The organism is Actinospica sp., assembly GCF_035552695.1.
In the GTDB taxonomy this organism is placed as follows: Bacteria; Actinomycetota; Actinomycetes; order Streptomycetales; family Catenulisporaceae; genus Actinospica.
Genome location: NZ_DASZKT010000178.1, coordinates 17,103 through 36,210, shown reverse-complemented (window position 1 = coordinate 36,210; position 19,108 = coordinate 17,103). Strand labels below are relative to the sequence as shown.

General features: G+C 70.3%; 15 protein-coding genes and 1 pseudogene. 6 read left to right on the top strand and 10 right to left on the bottom strand.

The annotated features are described in order from the left end of the window. Positions 1-265: 265 nt before the first annotated feature. The 4 genes and pseudogenes from VG296_RS20985 to VG296_RS20970 all read right to left on the bottom strand — a co-directional run bounded on the left by VG296_RS20985 (position 266) and on the right by VG296_RS20970 (position 5,342). Positions 266-1,450, bottom strand: coding sequence for an acetoin utilization protein AcuC (locus VG296_RS20985; RefSeq protein WP_325568169.1), 1,185 nt, complete (start codon positions 1,448-1,450; stop codon positions 266-268). Positions 1,451-1,489: 39 nt separating this feature from the next. Continuing rightward, entirely contained in the window at positions 1,490-3,805 is a 2,316-nt protein-coding gene (locus tag VG296_RS20980) for a GNAT family N-acetyltransferase (RefSeq protein ID WP_325568167.1), read from the bottom strand. A gap of 187 nt (positions 3,806-3,992) precedes the next feature. Beyond that, positions 3,993-4,157: pseudogene (locus tag VG296_RS20975) on the bottom strand (YegP family protein); the annotation flags it as partial. A 39-nt stretch (positions 4,158-4,196) separates the two neighbouring features. Beyond that, the gene (locus tag VG296_RS20970) at positions 4,197-5,342 is read right to left on the bottom strand and encodes an SIS domain-containing protein (protein WP_325568163.1); all 1,146 of its coding nucleotides are present in this window, start codon (positions 5,340-5,342) and stop codon (positions 4,197-4,199) included. A gap of 220 nt (positions 5,343-5,562) precedes the next feature. On the opposite strand from VG296_RS20970, the gene VG296_RS20965 reads away from it, so the two are divergent. Next, entirely contained in the window at positions 5,563-6,195 is a 633-nt protein-coding gene (locus VG296_RS20965) for an MBL fold metallo-hydrolase (RefSeq protein WP_325568161.1), read from the top strand. Here the strand turns inward: VG296_RS20965 and VG296_RS20960 are convergent. From VG296_RS20960 to VG296_RS20940, 5 genes are all read right to left on the bottom strand, one after another. After that, positions 6,143-6,832, bottom strand: a complete 690-nt coding sequence (locus VG296_RS20960) for a DedA family protein (RefSeq protein ID WP_325568159.1) — start codon at positions 6,830-6,832, stop codon at positions 6,143-6,145. The two genes, VG296_RS20965 and VG296_RS20960, sit on opposite strands and share 53 nt — an antisense overlap. Before the next feature lie 156 nt (positions 6,833-6,988). Next, positions 6,989-9,331 carry an excinuclease ABC subunit UvrA gene (locus VG296_RS20955; RefSeq protein WP_325568157.1) on the bottom strand — a complete coding sequence of 781 codons (2,343 nt, stop codon included), beginning with the start codon at positions 9,329-9,331 and terminating at the stop codon, positions 6,989-6,991. 7 nt (positions 9,332-9,338) lie between these two features. Further along, positions 9,339-9,755 (bottom strand): VOC family protein, encoded by a 417-nt coding sequence (locus VG296_RS20950; protein ID WP_325568155.1) that lies wholly within the window; start codon positions 9,753-9,755, stop codon positions 9,339-9,341. Between the two features lie 10 nt (positions 9,756-9,765). Next, positions 9,766-10,209 (bottom strand): helix-turn-helix transcriptional regulator, encoded by a 444-nt coding sequence (locus VG296_RS20945; RefSeq protein WP_325568153.1) that lies wholly within the window; start codon positions 10,207-10,209, stop codon positions 9,766-9,768. A gap of 39 nt (positions 10,210-10,248) precedes the next feature. Continuing rightward, complete coding sequence (locus tag VG296_RS20940; RefSeq protein ID WP_325568151.1) at positions 10,249-11,130, bottom strand: pirin family protein; 882 nt, start codon at positions 11,128-11,130, stop codon at positions 10,249-10,251. Between the two features lie 77 nt (positions 11,131-11,207). Between VG296_RS20940 and VG296_RS20935 the strand changes: the two genes are divergently transcribed. Continuing rightward, positions 11,208-11,654 carry a MarR family winged helix-turn-helix transcriptional regulator gene (locus tag VG296_RS20935; protein ID WP_325568149.1) on the top strand — a complete coding sequence of 149 codons (447 nt, stop codon included), beginning with the start codon at positions 11,208-11,210 and terminating at the stop codon, positions 11,652-11,654. Here VG296_RS20935 and VG296_RS20930 read toward each other — a convergent pair. Next, on the bottom strand, positions 11,651-12,859 hold the full coding sequence (locus tag VG296_RS20930) for a permease (protein WP_325568145.1): 1,209 nt from the start codon (positions 12,857-12,859) through the stop codon (positions 11,651-11,653). The genes VG296_RS20935 and VG296_RS20930 overlap by 4 nt on opposite strands. 115 nt (positions 12,860-12,974) lie before the next feature. On the opposite strand from VG296_RS20930, the gene VG296_RS20925 reads away from it, so the two are divergent. From VG296_RS20925 to VG296_RS20910, 4 genes are all read left to right on the top strand, one after another. Further along, positions 12,975-13,475 (top strand): HAD domain-containing protein, encoded by a 501-nt coding sequence (locus VG296_RS20925; protein ID WP_325568143.1) that lies wholly within the window; start codon positions 12,975-12,977, stop codon positions 13,473-13,475. A 3-nt stretch (positions 13,476-13,478) separates the two neighbouring features. Further along, a complete protein-coding gene (locus VG296_RS20920; RefSeq protein ID WP_325568141.1) occupies positions 13,479-14,444 on the top strand; it encodes an alpha/beta hydrolase in 966 nt (321 codons plus the stop codon). Positions 14,445-14,718: 274 nt separating this feature from the next. Further along, positions 14,719-18,042, top strand: coding sequence for a discoidin domain-containing protein (locus tag VG296_RS20915; protein WP_325568139.1), 3,324 nt, complete (start codon positions 14,719-14,721; stop codon positions 18,040-18,042). A gap of 248 nt (positions 18,043-18,290) precedes the next feature. After that, entirely contained in the window at positions 18,291-18,902 is a 612-nt protein-coding gene (locus tag VG296_RS20910; protein WP_325568137.1) for a YceI family protein, read from the top strand. Positions 18,903-19,108 lie beyond the last annotated feature (206 nt).

The following is a 19,108-nucleotide window of genomic DNA, read 5'->3' as shown; positions in this document are numbered from 1 at the left end:
GCAGCGACCCCACGGCCCGAACGAGGCCCGATGCGAAGCGGAGAGAAGCATCGGGCCGTAGGCAGGGCCGAACGCGAGCCACCGATGACCCACACCGCGGACCAGAAATCGATTTGGCTGGAAGTCGCGCGGGGGTCCAGGGGGCGGAGCCCCCTGGCGTGGAGGTCTGGGGGCCGGGCCCCCAGAACGAACAGCAGCCCTACGTAGCCGGTGGTTGCGTAGCGGAGCGAGCACACCGGCGAGGTAAGCGGAACGCAGCGGAGCGTCAGGGCTGGGGGTCGAGGCCGTGCTCGGGGAAGACGGCGGTGCGGGTGGCGCGGATGGCGCGGTCGACGGCGTCGGCGGGGTCGTAGCCGTCGACCCAGCGGCGGAAGGTGGCGGGGTGGCCGTCGGTCATCCGCTCGGGGGCGGTGCGGTCGGTGCGGGCGCGGACGAACTCGCGCCAGGGGACCGGGGTCGGGGTCTCGGCGGGGATGGGGCGGTGGGCGGCCTCGGCGAGTGCCGACGCCCAGGTGCGCGGGACGACGTCGACGAGGGCGTAGCCTCCGCCGCCGAGCAGCAGCCAGCGGCCGTCGGCGTGCCGGTGGGCGAGGTCGTGCAGGGCGGTGATCGCGGCGCGTTGCCCGTCGACCGACAGTTCGAGGTGTGCGAGGGGGTCGAGGGCGTGGCTGTCGCAGCCGAGTTGGGTGACCAGGATCTCCGGCGTGAACTGCTTGAGCAGCGGCGGGACTACGGCGTCGAAGGCGCGCAGCCAGCCCTCGTCGCCGGTGTAGGGCGGGAGCGCGACGTTCACGCTCATGCCCTCGGCGCCCTTGGCCCCCGTCTCGTCCGGGCGACCGGTGCCGGGGAACAGCGAGGCCGGGGTCTCGTGCAGGCTGATCGTCAGGACTCTGGGATCGTCGTAGAAGGCCGCCTGCACGCCGTCGCCGTGGTGCACGTCCACGTCCACGTAGGCCACGCGTTCGGCGCCGCGGCGCAGCAGGTGCGCGACGGCGATCGCGGCGTCGTTGTAGACGCAGAACCCTGACGCGCGGGCCCGCATCGCGTGGTGCAGGCCGCCCGCCATGTTCGCCGCGTGCTCGGACTCGCCGCGCCAGACGGCTTCGGCGGCGCGCACGCTGGCGCCGGCGATGAGCGCGGCGGCCTCGTGCAGGCCGGGGACGACGGGGTTGTCCGGCGAGTCGAAGCCGTACCGCCGCAGATAGGCCGGGTCCGCCTCGAGCGCCGAGCGGACGACCGCGATGTACGCGGGGTCGTGCACGAGTTCCAGCACCTCGTCGTCGGCCGGGGTGACGCCGACGATCTCGACGTCCGGCGCTTCGAGCACGCCGAGCTCTCGGGCGAGGGCCATCGTCAGCTCCACGCGCACCGGGGCGAGCGGGTGGTCGGGCCCGAGGTCGTAGCTCAGCAGCGTCTCATCCCACGGGATGAGCAGTCTGGGCCTCGTCATGGGGCCACTATCGCACGCAGGCCACCGACCGGGCACGGGTCATTCCACCGGAGCACGACGCAACCTCCTCAAATGCGGATTCTGGCTCTCCGCGGGCGCGAGCAGCGTGACGACCTCGCCGCGCCGCACGACCGACTCGTCGAACTCGACGTCCAGCCGGAACGACGAGATCTCGGGGCACGCGTCGATCAGCGCGGCGACCCGGCGGAACAGGTCGGCGAGGACGGGCGCGGGCTCCCCGGCGACGCGGGCCGCGACACTCTCGGCGGTGCCGGTGTCGACCGGCGCGAGCATCGTCACGGGCTGGCGCCAGAGGTCGGACAGGCCGAAGAGCACCGGCCCGAAGACCCTGTCCTGCCACGCGGTCACGCTCGCCTCGCGCGCCTGCGGCCCGAGTCGCGCGGAGCGCGCGGGATCGACGCCGAGCGCGCCGAGCAGCGCGTCGCTCTCCGACGGGAGCAGTTCGCGGCCTTCGCCGTCGTGCTTCAGGCCGGCCTCGACGACGTCGCGAAGGGCCGCGAGGTCGATGCCCGCGGGATACTCGATGCGCGTCGACAGCACCTTCACGCGCGCGGCGCGCCGTGCCGCGGTCAGGGCGTCGGCTGCCGCGGCGGCGTCGTTGTAGCAGGGCAGCACGTGCTCGTGCCGGGCTCCGCAGTGGCGCACGGCCACCGATTCGGGCTGTTCGGCGAGAACCGCGAGGACCGGGATGCCGGCGGGGACGGTGTCCATGACGACGTCGAGGTTGGTCAGCTCCGGGGTGGCCGGAGCGAGGGCGAGCAGGACCGATTCGGGCAGGTCGGAGTCGTCGTCGCCGTGCTCGAACGCGTGCGCGAGGTGCTCCGCGAGCTTGCCGGCGTCGGCGGACGGGGTGGCGTCGACGGCGTCGGTGACTTCGAACCCCGCCTTGATGCAAGCCTGGACCGCCAGGCTGACCATCCCGTGCGTGTTTCCGATCACGGCCACGCGTCGGCCGCGCGGCAGCGGCTGGTGCGCGGCCAGGGCAGCGGCGTCCACCAGCGCGCCGAGTGAGGGTACTGCGATGATGCCGGCCTGCGCGTAGAGCGCCGTGCGCGCCTGGCTCGGGGACTGTTCCGGATCGACGGCGAGCAGCGGGATGAGGCGGGAGAGCCGGCGTGCGGTGTGCGCGAACTTACGCGGGTTGCCGAAGGACTCGACGTGCAGCAGACCCAGCTTCGTGTCAGAGTCCTGTTCCCAGTGCAGCAGCAGGTCGTTCGCGCTGACGTCGTACTTCTCGCCGACCGCCGCGAAGCTGCTGACGCCGATGCCGAGCCGTTCGAGATGGCTGAGCAGTGCCAGCCCGACGCCGCCGGACTGCACGGCCACGCCGGCCGGCCCCGGATCCGGCGCGGTGGCGGACAGCAGGGCACTGAATCCCTCGGCCCCGTGCGGCGCGGCGACGCCGAGGCTGCCCGGCCCGACGAGGCGTATCCCGTTGTCGCGGCAGGCCGCCAGCAGCGCGAGTCCCTGCTCCCGGTCGAAGCCGGTCGCGGTCACGATCAGGGCTCTGACGCCGCGTTCCGCGCAGCGGCGGGCGGCGGCCACGGCCCGATCCGGCGGCGAGGTCACGATGGCGAGCTCGGGCCGGGCGTCATCCGGCAGGTCGGCGCCCTCGACGCCGCCGTGGTACACGGGCCCGGAGAAGGCGGCGAGTTCGTCCATCAGGCGACGGGTGGCGGGATGCGCGACGTCGCCGACGACCGCGATCGAGCCCGGCGCGAGCAGGCTGCGCAGGCTCGCCTCGTCGGCCAGGCCCTCGCGCTTCGCCGCGGACTCCATCAGCGTGGCACGCGCGACCGAGTCGAGTTCGAGGTCGATCGTCAGAGTGCAGACACCGTCGGACCAGTTGCGCCGCACCGGCACGCCGAGCGCGATGAACACGCCGAGCATGTCGCGGTTGTCGCCCTGGGTGATGGCGTGCAGTAGCCGGATCCTGGCTCGCTCGGCCGCGATCATCAGGTGCTCGGCGAGCAGCGTGGCGACGCCCTTGCCCTGCAGTCCGTCGGAGACCGCGAAGGCCATCTCGGCCTCGTCGGTCCGGTCATCGGCCGCGCGATACCAGTCGGCGAGGCCGACGATCTCGCCGTCGAGCACGGCGAGCAGCCCGCCGTGCGTCGGCGGCCCGTGCTCGGGCTGCGGCGCGCAGACGAGGTCGGCGAGAATCACGCCGGGATCGCGCGGCGAGCCGAAGAAGCGGCGGTAGACGCTGTCCGGACCGAGGGTCGCGGCGAAATCATGCACTGCCTGCCAGTCGGCCGGGGTCGCCGAGCGCAGCCGGACGGCGCGCCCGTCGGTCAGCAACGCGTACGCGTCCGCCCGGTCGATCGTCGTCACGTTTCCCAGTATTACATCACGGTCGGTGATCAAGTCAGTACGGTATGCGCCGCAAGCGTGCGGCCCGGCCGAATCCGGCCGGGCCGCGGCTCTCAAACGCGCGTCACTGCGCGCGCATGCCGGACCCCGCGCCGGCCTTGTGCTTGGTCGCGTGCTTCATGTTCGGGCCCTGTGACGTGAGGTCGTTGAGCGTGGCGCCGGCCGCGTTCTTCCGGATGGACTCGATGCCGCCGAGGCAGGCCGCCATCGACTCGTAGGACTCGCCGACCGCGATGATCTGGCCGTTGCCCGCCTTGAGGCGGAAGCGGTGCTTGCCGCGCGCGTCCAGGTAGACCTCGAACTTACCCGCCATGTTCTCAACCCTTTCCTTGGTCCCCCGCTGCTTCCCCGCTCATCTCGGCGGGCCCGAGGCGCCGCCGAATCCACGCTCCGCGTCGGCGGGCCTCCGCGCACGCTCGCAGGGCCGAAAGAGTGACGACGGTGTGACGTCGATCACGGCGGGACGGTCCGGGTCCACGCCGAGGGCCCGGGCCGCGGCGACGGCCAACTGCTGGCCGCGCACGGTGGCCAGGACGCACTCGGCGCCGGAACCCGCCAGGCCGGGAAGCGGCAGGTCGGCGCTGCCGATCGCGAGGACGTGCGCGCCGCGGGCGCGCAGCCTGGCCCGCAGCGAGCGGACGGCCGCGTGGCCGGGCCCGGCGAGCAGCACGACGGCGGTCTCGGCGTCGAAGCCGCCGAGCGGTCCGGAGCGGAATTCCTCCACCGAGAAACCCTCGACCAGCAGGTCCGCGGTCTCGCGGAGCATCCGCGCCGTCTCCAGCGCGGCCGGGTGATGGTGGCCGTGGCCGACGACGGCGATGCGGCGTGCGGGGACGAGGCGGGCGGCCGCGGCGTCGGCGGAGGCCTGGTCGGCGAGGAGATCGCCGACGGCTCGGGCCACCGAGAGCGCGCGGGCGGAATCCGCGATCGACGGCAGAGTCCCCTGCGCCGTGGGCAGGCCGTCGACCAGGGCGAGGACGGCGAGCATCATGCCGGTCACGGACTTCGTGGGTGCGGCGGAGAGTTCCAGACCGGCGGCGAGGTCCACCGTCACCGTCGCGAGTCGGGCCAGCGGCGAGCGCGCGTCGTTCGTCACGGTCACCACGGCCGAACCGGCGTCGGCGGCACGCCGGGAGAGCTCGAGCACGCGCTCGTCCTCCCCGGACGGGGACAGCGCGATGACCAGGCGTTCGCGCGGATCCGGCACCGAATCGGCGTCCGTGTGCGGAGGCAGCGCCCGCGGTCCGCAGCGCGCGACGACCGCGTGCCGGCCGAGGATCGCGACCGGCTGGGTGCGCGCGGGAGCGAGGAAGACCACGTCCCGGAAGCCGCCGTGCTCGGCGGCCAGCGCGCCGACCTGGTGGGCGAAGTGCTCGACGTGCCGGGACAGCCGCGCGAGCACGTCCGGCTGCTCGTGCATCTCCCCGCGCACGTGTCGGCAGGCGAGTATGCGACGGGTCTCCGCGGCGGACGTGGCGATCGATGGTGTCGCTGGCATGGTCCCGTTCCCCTTCCGCTGCGTCGGACGGCGCCGTGTTGCGGCACGCTGGGGTGGCATGCCCCAGCCGCCGAACTGATGACCATGCAGGGGGCCGATCGGTTGTTCCCACCGCCGCCAAGTGGGTGACAGCCCGGGCCGATCGAGGGGATGCGCGGGCTCGCGAAGCGGGCCATCATCGAGATGTCCGAGCCCATCGATCCGCCATGAAGGACGTACCGTGCAGCTGACCAAGCAGGGCCACTCGTGCATCCGCCTGGACAAGGGCGGCCCCGTGCTCGTCATCGACCCCGGCGGCTACACCGAGCCCGGGGCGGTCCAGGGCGCGGCGGCCGTGCTGATCACGCACGAGCACCCGGACCACTTCAACGAGGGCCACGTGCGGGCCGCGCTGGACGCCGACCCGGCCGTCGAGGTCTGGACGCTCGCCTCCGTCGCCACGCTACTGTCCGCCGCGTACCCCGGACGGGTGCACACGGTCGGCCACGGCGACATGTTCAGCGCGGCGGGCTTCGACATCCAGGTGCACGGCGAGCTGCACGCCGTCATCCATCCGGACATCCCCCGTGTCACGAATGTCGGCTATCTGGTGGACGGCACGGTCTTCCACCCGGGTGACGCGCTGACCGTGCCGGACCGGCCCGTCGAGACCCTGCTGCTGCCGATCAACGCGCCGTGGTGCAAGGTCGGGGAGACCGCCGACTACGTCCGCGAGGTGCGGCCCGAGCACGTCGTCGACGTCCACGACGGGCTGCTCTCGGAGATCGGCGTGGACCTCTACGGCCGGGTGCTCGGCGCGCTCACCGACACTGACCGACGGCATCTCGTGTCAGGCGAGGCTCAGCAACTGTGACCTCGGGGTGCCCGACCTCGGGGAACATCGCCTCGGCACGCTCCTCGAGCCGGGCCATGTGCCTGCGCAGCACGAGCGCGCCGACGACCGTGAGCACGGTCGTGACCCCGAGGCCGACGAGCGTGACCAGCGAGCCGAGGGACGCCGCCGCGCTGCCGAGCGCGTACGCCGCCGCGGCGTAGCCCGCCGCCCACACCACTCCCCCGGCCGCGTTCGCCGCGGCGAAGCGGACCAGCGGCATCCGGTTGAGCCCGGCCAGGAACGCCGAGTACGTGCGCAGGACGCTGATGAACCGGCCGAAGAACACGACCGACCCGCCGTGCCGCGCGAACAGGTACCTGCCGACCTTCAGCTTGCGCCGGTCGAGCCGGACGATGTGTCCGTAGCGGGCGACGAGCGCTCCCCCGCCGCGCCGCCCGAGCCAGTAGCCCCCGTTGTCGCCGATGATCGCGGCCGCCGACGCGACGGCCGCGATCGCGACGATGTCCAGGTGGCGCGTCGATCCCGCGTAGACGGACGCCGCGATCAGCGCGGTCTCCCCCGGCAGCGGTATCCCGAGGCTCTCCAGCGCGATCAGGGCGAACACCGCGAAGTAGCCGTACGTCGCGATCAGATGTGTGATCAGTCCGCTGGTCATCCCTCGCCCCTCACCCCTCGTCGGCGCCACCGTCCCTCTCGAAGGTACGGACGATCGCGCCCCCGGTCGTCCGCCGCGAGGGCCGTTCCCGTGTCACCGGTGAGACGGACTGCGGCGCGCCGCATACGCCGCGAGGTCTAGGGGCTCGGATGCCGCCTATTCGGACGAGACGTACTGCGCGAGGTGCTCGGCGGTGAGGGTCGAGCTCTTGGCGACGAGGTCGGCCGGGGTGCCCTCGAAGACGATTCGGCCGCCGTCGTGGCCGGCGCCGGGACCGAGGTCGATGATCCAGTCGGCGTGCGCCATGACCGCCTGGTGGTGCTCGATGACGATGACCGACTTGCCGGAGTCGACGATGCGGTCGAGCAGGCCGAGCAGTTGTTCGACGTCGGCGAGGTGCAGTCCGGTCGTGGGCTCGTCGAGGATGTAGATGCCGCCCTTGTCGGCCATATGGGTGGCCAGCTTGAGCCGCTGCAGCTCGCCGCCGGAGAGCGTGGTGAGCGGCTGGCCCAGCGTCAGGTAGCCGAGGCCGACGTCGGCGAGCCGGTTGAGGATGGCGTGCGCGGCCGGGGTGCGGGCCTCGCCCTCGCCGAAGAACTCCAGGGCCTCGGTCACCGGCATCGTGAGCACTTCGCTGATGTCGCGGCCGCCGAGCTTGTATTCGAGTACGGACGCGTCGAACCGCTTGCCGTCGCACTCGTCGCAGACGGTGGCGACGCTCGCCATCACCGCGAGGTCGGTGTAGATGACTCCGGCGCCGTTGCAGACCGGGCACGCGCCCTCGGAGTTCGCGCTGAACAGCGCCGGTTTCACGCCGTTGACCTTGCCGAACGTCTTGCGGATCGGGTCGAGCACGCCGCTGTACGTCGCGGGGTTGCTACGTCGCGAGCCGCGGATCGCGCGCTGGTCGATCGACACCGCGCCCGCGTCGGCCGGGATCGAGCCGTGCACGAGCGAGCTCTTGCCGGAACCGGCGACCCCGGTGATGACGGTGAGGACCCCTAGGGGGATGTCCACGTCGACGTTCCGCAGGTTGTTCGCCGCGGCGCCGCGGATCTCGAGCGCGCCGTCCGGCCGGCGCACCTTCTCCTTGAGCGCGGCGCGGTCGTCGAAGTGGCGGCCGGTGATCGTGCCGCTGGATCGCAGCCCCTTGACGGTGCCCTCGAAGCAGACCGTGCCGCCCGCCGTGCCCGCGCCGGGGCCGAGGTCGACGACGTGGTCCGCGATGACGATCGTCTCCGGCTTGTGCTCCACGACGAGCACCGTGTTGCCCTTGTCGCGCAGCCGCAGCAGCAGGCTGTTCATGCGCTGGATGTCGTGCGGGTGCAGGCCGACCGTGGGTTCGTCGAACACGTACGTCACGTCGGTGAGCGCCGAGCCGAGCTGGCGGATCATCTTGACCCGCTGCGCCTCGCCGCCGGAGAGCGTGCCCGAGGGCCGGTTGAGCGAGAGGTATCCGAGGCCGATCTCGTCGAAGGACTCGAGCGTCTCCCGCAGCGACGCGAGCAGCGGCGCGACCGTGGGCTCCTTGAGCTTGCCGACCCATTCGGCCAGGTCGCTGATCTGCATCGCGCACGCGTCGGCGATGCTGATCCCCTTGATCTTCGACGATCTGGCCGCCTCGCAGAGCCGGGTGCCGTCGCAATCCGGGCAGGTCTGGAAGGTGACGGCGCGGTCGACGAACGCCCGGACATGCGGCTGCATCGCCTCGCGGTCCTTGGACAGGATCGACTTCTGCAGCTTGGGGATCAGGCCCTCGAACATGACGTTGACGCCCTGGACCTTGACCCGCCGCGCCTCGCCGTGCAGGAACTCCTGCATCTCCTTCTTCGTGAACTTGCTGATCGGCTTGTCTCGCGGGAGCAGGCCGGATTCGGAGTACATGCGGGAGTTGAAGATGTTGTCCGCGCCCCAGTTGGGGATCGTGAACGGGGCCTCGGCCAGCGTCTTCGAGTCGTCGAACAGCTGAGTGAGGTCGAGGTCGGTGACGTTGCCCCGGCCCTCGCAGCGCGTACACATGCCGCCGGTCCGGCTGAACGTCGCCTTCACGGCCTTGGTCCCGGCGCCGCGTTCGACCGTGATCGCGCCGCTCGCCTTGACCGACGCGACGTTGAAGGAGAACGCGTTGGGTGAACCGATGTGCGGCTTGCCGAGCCGGCTGAACAGGATGCGCAGCATCGCGTTGGCGTCGGTCGCGGTGCCGACCGTGGATCGCGGGTCGGCACCCAACCGCTTCTGGTCGACGACGATCGCGGTGGTGAGCCCTTCGAGGACGTCCACCTCGGGGCGGGCCAGCGTCGGCATGAAACCCTGCACGAAGGTGCTGTAGGTCTCGTTGATCAGCCGCTGCGACTCCGCGGCGATCGTGTCGAACACCAGCGAGCTCTTGCCCGAGCCGGAGACGCCGGTGAAGACCGTCAGCTTGCGCTTCGGGATCTCGACACTGACGTCCTTGAGATTGTTCTCGCGCGCGCCGTGCACGCGGATCGCGTCGACCATAATCTGTTCAGCCCACCTGCTGGATTCGGATCGTGTTGCCCGCCGGATCGCGGAAGGCGCAGTCGCGTACCCCGTACGGCTGATCGACGGGCTCCTGGATCACCTCGACGTCACTCGCCTGGATGCGTTCGAAGGTGCCGTCCACGTCCTTGGAGGCCAGCAGCAGGGTCGCGTACGTGCCCTTCGCCATCATCTCGTTGATCGTGCGGCGCTCGTCCTGGGTGATTCCGGGGTCGGCAGCCGGCGGGGCGAGCACGATCGACGTGGCCGGCTGGTCGGGCGGGCCGACGGTGAGCCAGCACATGTCGCCGTACCGCACGTCCTTGCGAACCTCGAAGCCGAGCGTGTCGCGGTAGAAGGCCAGGGAGGCGTCCGGATCGGTGTGCGGAAGGAAACTCGCATTGATAGTCAGGTCGATGTCCATGTCTTCGATGCTAGGTGGGCGGCGGTGGGCTCGCTTCTCGATTCCTGATCGGTCTGGTGACCTGCTTCGCGGTGCACGAGGGGATGCCGTCCGCCTCGTGCGCGGCCTGCCGCTGGTAGGCGCTCGGCGGCATGCCGACCAACTCGGCGAAGCGGGTGCTGAAGGTGCCCAGTGACGAGCAGCCGACGGCGAAGCAGACCTCGGTGACGCTCATGTCGCCGCGCCGCAGCAGCGCCATCGCACGCTCGATGCGGCGCGTCATCAGATACGCGTACGGCGACTCCCCGTACGCGGCCTTGAACTCGCGGCTCAGGTGCCCGGCGGACATGTGCGCCCCGCGGGCGAGCGCCTCGACGTCCAGCGGCTGCGCGTGCTCCCGGTCGATCCTGTCCTTGACCCGGCGCAGCACGGCGAGGTCGCGCAGGCGCTGCTCCTCGGTCGGCTTACTGGTCACGAGCAGAATCGTACGTGACCAGCAGCCGGGCGGAGGCGGTCAGCGGTCGTAAGCCAGCCTGGCCGCGCGAGGCACCGGGCCGAACTCGCCGGCGTGGAAATCCTGGAACGCCTGGCGGATCTCCCGCTTGTCGTTCATGACGAAGGGACCGCCGAAGGCGACCGGTTCGCGCAGCGGCGTGCCGCTGTAGACCATGATCCGCGACGGCCGGTCGCCGTCCCGGGCGGCGAGTCGCAGCGACGTTCCGCCCTGCGCGGTGGACGGGTCGGACCAGCCGATCTGCCCGGCCTCCAGTCGACGGCCGCCGATGAGCGCGCTGCCGGTGAGCACGTGCGCGAACAGTCGATGCTCGGCGGGCACGGACAGGTCGTACGACGCGAGCGGGTCGAGGGTGACGACGACGCCTTGGACCGAGTGGTGCGTGTCCGCGCCGCCGGTGACGCCGTCGACGGTCCCCGCGTGCACGTCGACCGCGACGCCGGGCGTCTGGAAGCGGGGCATGCTTTCGCGCGTGACGTCCTGGTAGCGCGAGGGGGTCAGCTTCTTGGCGGCGGGCAGGTTGAGCCACAGTTGCAGCACGTGCACGTTCTCGTCGCGGTAGGCCAGTTCGCGGTGGATGATGCCGTGCCCGGCGGTCATCCACTGCACCTCGCCCGGCTCCAGCGCGCCGGCGTGGCCAAGGTTGTCGCCGTGCTCCAGGACGCCGTCGATGACCAGCGTGACGGTCTCCAGGCCTCGGTGCGGATGCCACTCGAAGCCCGGCGTGGAGAACCAGTCCTCGGCCATGAGCAGGAACGGGTCCGTCAGCGCGGGGTCGTTCGGCATGAACACCAGTGCCTTGTCGTCGACCTGCTCGTCCGGTCCGAGACGGGTCCGGTCGCCCACGCGGGTCAGGGTGCGCTCGACGGTCAACTGGCGCATGGCTGCCTCCTCGGCAAAGTAGATGATCCGTCATCCAACTTAGATGATACCTCATGTATTCCGCTAGGCTCGGTCGTATGACGGACTGGCTGACGGACGACGAGCAGCGGGCCTGGCGCGGGCTGCTGCACATGACCGCGCAGCTCAACGCGCGGCTCGCGCGGCAACTGCAGGACGAGCACGAGATCTCGATCGCGGACTACGACATCCTCGTGCGTCTCTACGAGGCGCCCGAGCACGGTCTGCGCGCCCGCGACCTTGAGGCCAGCCTCCTCTGGGAGCAGAGCCGCCTATCGCATCAGCTGTCGCGGATGCAGCGGCGCGGCCTGGTCGAGCGGGGCGACTGCCCGAGCGACCGGCGCGGCGCCACCTTCGCCATCACCGACGTCGGCCGCGCCGCGATCGAGCACGCCGCGCCCGGTCACGTCGCGGCCGTGCGCCGGCTCTTCTTCGATCACCTCACGCCGGACGACGTCGCCCGACTGGACGAACTGACCGGACGGATTATCAGCCGTCTGAGTTAATGGTGGTGGTCGTGGCCGGAGTGGTCGTGGTCAGAGCGCTCATCGCCCGAGTGCTCGTGCTCGTTCCCGGCGGGCTCTGGGTTGCCGCCCATCATTTTGAGCATCATCACGCCGCCGGTGCGCAGGAAGCGGATCACCAGGATGGTGGCGAGCAGCAGGAACGCGATGTTCAGGAACGTGGTGTAGTTCCAGCTCACGCCCTGGTCGGGGATCTTGGCGGTGGTTTGTGAGGGGATCAGGCCGAGGCCGCCGAAGGTGAGTTCGATCGCGTAGCCGGCGATGACCATCGCGGTGTAGAAGGTGGCGGCGAGGAACGCGGCCATGCGTAGGCCGTAGTACTTGCGGTAGATCGAGAGGATCGGGGCGATCAGCAGGTCGGCGAAGATGAACGCGACCACGCCGCCGAAGCTGATTCCGCCTTTCCACAGCACGACCGCGAGTGGCACGTTGCCGATCGAGCAGACGAAGGAGACCACGGCGACCAGCGGGCCGATCAGCGGGCCCCAGAGTTTCGCGGCCAACGGGTGGCCGGTGATGAAAAAGCCGCGCCAGAACGAGTCGGGCACCCACGCGGCGATCGCGCCGGCGATCAGCAGCCCGAGGACCAGGTCGCGCAGGATCGCGGCCCATTCCATCGCGAACACGTGCGCGACCGAGGTGAAGCCCTTGCGCGAGAGCAGCCGGCGCCGGAACGAACCGGCCATGTCCACGGACATGTCCATCGCCGCGTGGCCCTCCATCGAACCGGCCACCCCACGCTCGGCCTGCGCCCGCGCCCGGTCCAGCAGCCGCTGGCGTAGGAAGAGCCGGAACAGCAGCGCGAGCACCACGATCATGAGCGGGCCGCCGACGAACTCGGCGAGCGTGAACTGCCAGCCCATCAACAACGCCAGGATCACCCCGAGCTCGACCACGAGGTTCGTCGACGCGATCTCGAACGCCATCGCCGCCGTGAAATCAGCACCCTTACGAAACAGCGAACGCGCCAACGCCACCGCCGCATACGAGCACGACGACGAGGCCGCACCGAGCAGCGACGCGACGGCCAGCGTCCGCGGCCGATCGTCACCCAACACCCGCACCACCGTCGACTTACGCACCACCGCCTGCACCACCGCCGACAACGTGAACCCCAGGATCAAAGCCCAAGTAATCTCCCAGGTCATCGACCCGGTGATGGCCAGTGCGTGCACGATCGCATGCATCGGCGACCTTCCTTCTCGACGTCTATCCGGCAGTTCTCTGGCCTTGCCGGCAACCCTATACCCCATAGGGGTATTCCCGTGCGAGCGAAATGCCGCCCGCTGATAGCGTTCGAATGTGACAGAGCCTCCTGGCGGCCCACGGGCGGACGCGCCGCTGATCTTCGTCGACGTGGACGGCACGCTGCTGCCGTTCGGCTCGGCGAGCGACTATCCCGACTTCGCGAAGATGGACCGGCGGCACGGCCCGCGACTGCTCGCGCTCGGCGGCGAGCTGTGGTGGGCGACCGCGTGGATGGGCGAGGCCAACGACGTGATCGGCCCGCTGCTCGGCCTGCCCGAACTGCCCGTCGTCGACCTGCCCGCCTGGGAGGATGAGGACGGGTTCGTCGACGATGCCCTGTGCTGGAAGACGAAGCGCCTGGTCGCGCATGCCGCCGGGCGGCCGTTCGTCTGGCTGGACGACGAGCCCACCGCGGCCGACGAGGAGTACGTCGCCGCCCATCACCCGGCGCCGGCGCTGCTCTATCGCACCGATCCCGAGGTGGGACTCACCGGTGCCGACTTGGACGCCGTCGCCGACTGGCTGCGTGCCCACGAGCTGGGATCCCAGCGATAAGCAATGCGTCGATTCCTGCGGCAGTGCCTCATCGCGGCGCTCGTGTGCGTCCTCGCCTTCACGGGCTTCAGCTTCACCTACAACCTGGCCACCCAGGGCGCGGTGCCGGATCCGCCCGGGCTGACGTACGTGCAGACGGGCGATATCTCGACGCGTTACCGCGAATGGGGTACGTCCGGCACGCCCGTATTACTGCTGCACGGGTTCATCGAGTCGGCCGACACGTGGACGCCGACGGCTCAGGTCCTCGCGCGCGATCACCGCGTCTACGCGATCGACCTCGACGGCTACGGGTACACGCAGCGAGTCGCGCCGTACGACACAGCGCATCTGACGCAGCAGGTGCTCGACTTCATCAGTGCTCTGCATCTACAGCGGCCGATCATCGTCGGGCATTCGAGCGGCGCGGGCGTCGCGGCGGCCGTCGCGCTCGCGGCACCGAACGAGGTGAGCGGCGTGATGTTCCTGGACGGCGACGGCCTGCCGCTCAACGGCACGGCGAACGGCGGACGCGACACGAGCGGCCGGAGCCTCTGGTTCCCGCAGCCGTACCGCACGACCCTGCTACGTCTCGTGCTGCGCTCCGACGACGCGATCCGCGCCATCTACTCGGCGGTCTGCGGCCCGCGCTGCCCCGCGCTCACCGAGGCGGGCGTCGACCAGTGGCGTCGTCCGTTCCAGGTCGCGGGCGCGGAGGCGGCCGCTCTCCCCGTGCTGGAGGCCGGAATCCCCTCCCTCCCGGTCGCCGGCCTGCAGCGCCTCGCCGGCCTGCCGATGCCCAAATCAGTGGTCTACGGCGCCGACGATCCCGAGTACGCGCCGAGCTCGGCCGCGCAGACGGCCGCCCGGATAGGCGCCCCCGCGCCCACGCTCATCCCCGACGCCCGGCACCTCACCCTGGTCAGCGACCCGGCCACCGTCGCCGCGGATGTGGAGCAACTGGCCGCCCGGGCGGCGTCGCGGAACTGACCGCGGAATCGACCGCGGAACCGACTCCGGAGCGACCGCGGAACTGACAATTCGTTAACACCGAGGCAATCGGCCGCCGACCGCGGGCCGACGTCCTCGCGGGGCCGCGGCCTGCCCCGGATCGGCAGCAGCAATTTCTTGCAGATCTTCTTGCACAATTTTCGAAATTTGCTTGCTGATATTGCGGACATGTATCGGAAGTTCTACGCTCCCCCGCAGCACACTCACCCACCCTCGACGCGTGCACCTTCTCCTCGAAAGGTCCAGGACACCGATGTCCAGACGACTTCCGTCCCCCGGTGGCCCGTCCGCCCCACACCGCCGCACGCGGCTGACCGCGATCGCCGTGGCCGCGGCCACCGCCCTGTTCACCCTCCCCGGCGTGATCTTCGCCTCCTCGGCCACCGCCGCCGCGGGCACCCCGCCGTACTGGGCCCAGTCGCCGTTCAACGTTCCCAGCGGAACGGGCGCGAGCCTGCCGTTCACCGAATACGAGGCCGAGAACGGGAGCACCAACGGCTCGATCATCGGCCCCTCCTTCACCCAGGGAGGGCTCGCCACCGAAGCCTCGGGCCGCGAGGCCGTGCAGCTGGCCTCGCAGGGCCAGTACGTGCAGTTCACGCTGACCGCCGCGGCGAACGCCGTCGACCTGCACTACGCCGTGCCGCAGGGCTCCTCCGGCACGCTGTCCGTGTACGTGAACGGAACCAAGCTCAGCCAGCAGCTCTCGCTGACCTCCGCGTACAGCTACATCTCGACCGGCGGCATCACCGGCAGCATGACGCACAAGCTGTACGACGACACCCGGATGATGCTCGGCCAGACGTACGCGCAGGGCACCACGATCAAGTTCCAGGTCGACTCGGGCAACTCGGCCACGCCGTACACCCTGGACGTCGCCGACTTCTACAACGCCCCGGCCGCGCTCACCCAGCCCGCGAACACCGTCTCGGTGGCCACCTACGGCGCGGACCCGACCGGCGCGACCGACGCGACGAGCGCGTTCAACAGCGCGATATCCGCGGCCAACTCGGCCGGCGAGGCGGTGTGGATCCCGTCCGGCACCTACCTCGTCGGCTCGCACGTGAACATGACCAGCGGCACGCTCGAGGGCGCCGGCAACTGGTACACGCAGATCAAGACGAACGAGCTGATCGACAACACCTCGGCGGTCTCCGGTGCGGTCAACCTCAGCAACTTCGCGATCCTCGGCTCCACGGTCGGTCGGCACGACGACAGCACGGCCAACGCGATCGACGGCTCGCTCGGCAGCGGCTGGACGGTCAACGGCCTGTGGATCCAGGACACGAACGTCGGATTCTGGCTGCAGTACGGCAACAGCAACTGCACCGTGGAGAACACCGTCATCGAGTCCACCGACGCGGACGGCCTGAACTTCAACGGCAACGCGTCGAACTGCACGGTGAAGAACAACTTCATCCGCAACTCCGGTGACGACGGCCTGGCGATCTGGTCGTATCCGACCGCTGACACCGGCATCACCTTCAGCAACAACACGATCGTCCAGCCCACGCTGGCCAACGGCATCGCCGACTACGGCGGCTCGAACAACACCATCTCGAACAACGTCGTCGCCGACACCGAACCGCTCGGCAGCGGCATCGACATCTCCAACGAGGCGTTCCTGCAGCCGTTCACCCCGCTGTCCGGGACGATCACCGTATCCGGCAACTACCTGATACGCGCCGGCGCGTACAACCCGAACTGGAGCCACCCGATGGGTGCGGTCCAGTTCGACGCGTACAACACCGACTTCTCCAATGTGACCGTCAACTACAGCGGTGGCGCGATCCTCGACAGCCCGTATGAGGCCTTCGAAATCGTCGGCGGCGACGGCACCGGTCACGTGGTCAACGGCCTGAACATCAGCAACGTGAACGTGCAGAACACCGGCACGACCGTGTTCCAGGCGGAGACCGGCGGAGCGGCGAGCGTGAGCGGCGTGACCGCGAGCGGCATCGGCATCGCGGGCGCGTACAACTACAGCTACCCGGGCAACGTCTCCGGCGCCTACACGTTCAACCTCGGCAGCGGAAACTCCGGCTGGTCCACCACGCCGGTGCTCACCGCGTACCCCAACCCGGTGCAGGCCGGTTCGCTCACGGCGTCGACGACGAGCTTGTCCTTCGGCGATCTGGCCTCGGGCAGCAAGAGCTCGGCGCAGTCGGTCACGATCAACAACCCGGGCACGAGCGCCGCCTCGGTCTCCTCGATCAGCGTCACCGGGCCGTACACGGAGACCAACACCTGCGGTAGCTCCATCGCCGCGGGCGGCTCCTGCACGGCCTCGGTCACCTTCGCGCCGACCAGCGGCGGATCGCTGCCCGGCACCCTGTCGGTGGCGACCAGCGCGCCCGGCAGCCCCCTGACGGTCGCCCTCTCCGGCACCGGCGTCACCTCGACCACCAACCTCGCGCTGAACGCGCCGATCACCGCCAGCAGCATCGCCTCGGGCTTCCCCGCCTCGAACGCGGACGACGGCAACACGAGCAGCTACTGGGAGTCCACCGACGGCGCGGCCTACCCGCAGACGCTGACGGCCGACCTCGGCACCTCGCAGTCGATCGGCTCGATCACGCTCGACCTGCCGCCGTCCTCGGCGTGGAGTACGCGTACTGAGACGCTCTCGGTGCTCGGCAGCACCGACGGCAGCTCGTACTCCACGATCGCGGGCTCGGCCGGGCACACCTTCGACCCGTCCACCGGCAACACCGCGACGATCAGCCTGCCGACCGGGACCAGCGCCCGCTACGTGCGGCTGAGCTTCACCGCGAACACCGGCTGGAGCGCGGCGCAGCTGTCCGAGCTCCAGATCTTCCCCGGCGGCGGCGGATCGACGAACGGCAGCGCGCTGACGGCCTCGCCGGCGAGCCTGTCGTTCGGCAACGAGAACGTCGGCTCGACCAGCGCGGCGCAGTCCGTGACGGTCGACAACCCGGGTTCGACGGCGGCCTCGGTCTCCTCGGTCGGCGTCACCGGCGCGTTCTCGCAGACCAACACCTGCGGCAGTTCGATCGCGGCGGGCGGCTCGTGCACGGTCAGCGTGAAGTTCGCGCCGACCGCGTCCGGCGCGGCCTCAGGGACCCTGACGGTGGGCAGCAACGCGCCGAGCAGCCCGCTGAGCGTCTCGCTCTCGGGCTCCGGCGTCGGCACCACCAACAGCAACCTGGCGCTCAACCGGCCGGTCACCGCGAGCGGATCCACGCAGTCCTACGTCCCGGCGAACGCCGTCGACGGCAACACCAGCAGCTACTGGGAGAGCACCGACAACGCCTTCCCGCAGTGGCTCCAGGTGGACCTCGGCTCGGCGACCAGCGTCAGCAAGATCACGCTGGACCTCCCGCCGTCCTCGTCCTGGGGCACGCGCACCCAGACCATCCAGATCCAGGGCAGCACCGACGGCACCAACTACACCAACCTGGTCGGGTCGCAGGGCTACACCTTCAACCCGTCCACCGGGAACACCGTGACCGTCACCTTCACCAGCGCCTCGGTGCGCTACGTGAAGCTGACCTTCACGGCGAACACCGGCTGGCCGGCCGGACAGCTCTCCGAACTGCAGGCTTACAGCAGCTAGCGGGAGCTTGAGGTCAGCACTACGCGGTAACGCGTGGGGCCGGTGGTCTTCGGACCGCCGGCCCCACCTCTTTCGGCGCGTTCCACCATCCGTCCGGGTGAAATGCGGCGATCGTCCGAGCGAAAGCCGGCGATTCGTAGTTGAAGATTCAATCGACACGCGCTAGGCTCCGCCATGTAGTTGAAACTTGAACAACATTCTGAACGACCGAGCCCGCTCGCCCGCCTGTCCCACCCGAGGAGCCGACCATGAGCCTTTTCAACCGCAAGAACGAGTCAGAGTCCGCCGTCGCCGTCGCGGACGGCAAGCTCGACCGGGACCTGTCGCACCTCACCGGCGACTACACCATCGACCCCGCGCACAGCCGGATCGGCTTCAGCGTCCGGCACGCGATGGTCACGAACGTGCGCGGTGAGTTCAGCGAATACGAGGGCAAGCTGCACCTGGACGGCGCGGACCCGGCCAAGTCCTCGGCCGAACTGGTCATCAAGGTCGCGAGCGTCGACACCAAGCAGGCGCAGCGCGACGAGCACCTGCGCACCGGCGACTTCTTCGCCGCCGAGACCTACCCGGAGATCACCTTCCGGTCCACCTCCGCCGAGGAGGTCGGCGACGACACCTACCGGCTGCACGGCGACCTGACGATCAAGGACGTGACCCGCTCGGTCACCCTCGACCTCGAGTTCGTCGGCGCCTCGACCGACCCCTACGGCGCCAACCGGGCCGGCTTCGAGGGCGGCACCACCGTCGACCGCACCGACTGGGGCCTGACGTACAACGCGGCGCTGGAGACCGGCGGCGTGCTGATCGGCGAGAAGGTCAAGCTGGCCCTCGACATCTCCGCGGTCAAGTCCGCGTGACCACCCACTGCCGAGCGCCCCTTCCGTCCGTCGGACGGTGGGGGCGCTCAGCTGTTTCAGCCGTGCGCCTAACCGGCGGCTTCGCGCGCGGATGACGGGCCGCAGGCCGCCGACGCCGCGTCAGCCGCCGCGGAAGCCGCGCGAAGCGCCGTAGGTGTCGCGGAGCGAGCCCTGCGAGCGTGCGACGCCGTAGGCCCCTAGCGCGC

Excerpts from the sequence above, each read along its gene's own strand:
- VG296_RS20985 (WP_325568169.1), bottom strand. The coding sequence starts at position 1,450 with ATGACGAGGCCCAGACTGCTCATCCCGTGGGATGAGACGCTGCTGAGC.
- VG296_RS20970 (WP_325568163.1), bottom strand. The coding sequence starts at position 5,342 with ATGCCAGCGACACCATCGATCGCCACGTCCGCCGCGGAGACCCGTCGC.
- VG296_RS20960 (WP_325568159.1), bottom strand. The coding sequence starts at position 6,832 with ATGACCAGCGGACTGATCACACATCTGATCGCGACGTACGGCTACTTC.
- VG296_RS20955 (WP_325568157.1), bottom strand. The coding sequence starts at position 9,331 with ATGGTCGACGCGATCCGCGTGCACGGCGCGCGCGAGAACAATCTCAAG.
- VG296_RS20950 (WP_325568155.1), bottom strand. The coding sequence starts at position 9,755 with ATGGACATCGACCTGACTATCAATGCGAGTTTCCTTCCGCACACCGAT.
- VG296_RS20940 (WP_325568151.1), bottom strand. The coding sequence starts at position 11,130 with ATGCGCCAGTTGACCGTCGAGCGCACCCTGACCCGCGTGGGCGACCGG.
- VG296_RS20935 (WP_325568149.1), top strand. The coding sequence starts at position 11,208 with ATGACGGACTGGCTGACGGACGACGAGCAGCGGGCCTGGCGCGGGCTG.
- VG296_RS20930 (WP_325568145.1), bottom strand. The coding sequence starts at position 12,859 with ATGCATGCGATCGTGCACGCACTGGCCATCACCGGGTCGATGACCTGG.
- VG296_RS20920 (WP_325568141.1), top strand. The coding sequence starts at position 13,479 with ATGCGTCGATTCCTGCGGCAGTGCCTCATCGCGGCGCTCGTGTGCGTC.
- VG296_RS20915 (WP_325568139.1), top strand. The coding sequence starts at position 14,719 with ATGTCCAGACGACTTCCGTCCCCCGGTGGCCCGTCCGCCCCACACCGC.
- VG296_RS20910 (WP_325568137.1), top strand. The coding sequence starts at position 18,291 with ATGAGCCTTTTCAACCGCAAGAACGAGTCAGAGTCCGCCGTCGCCGTC.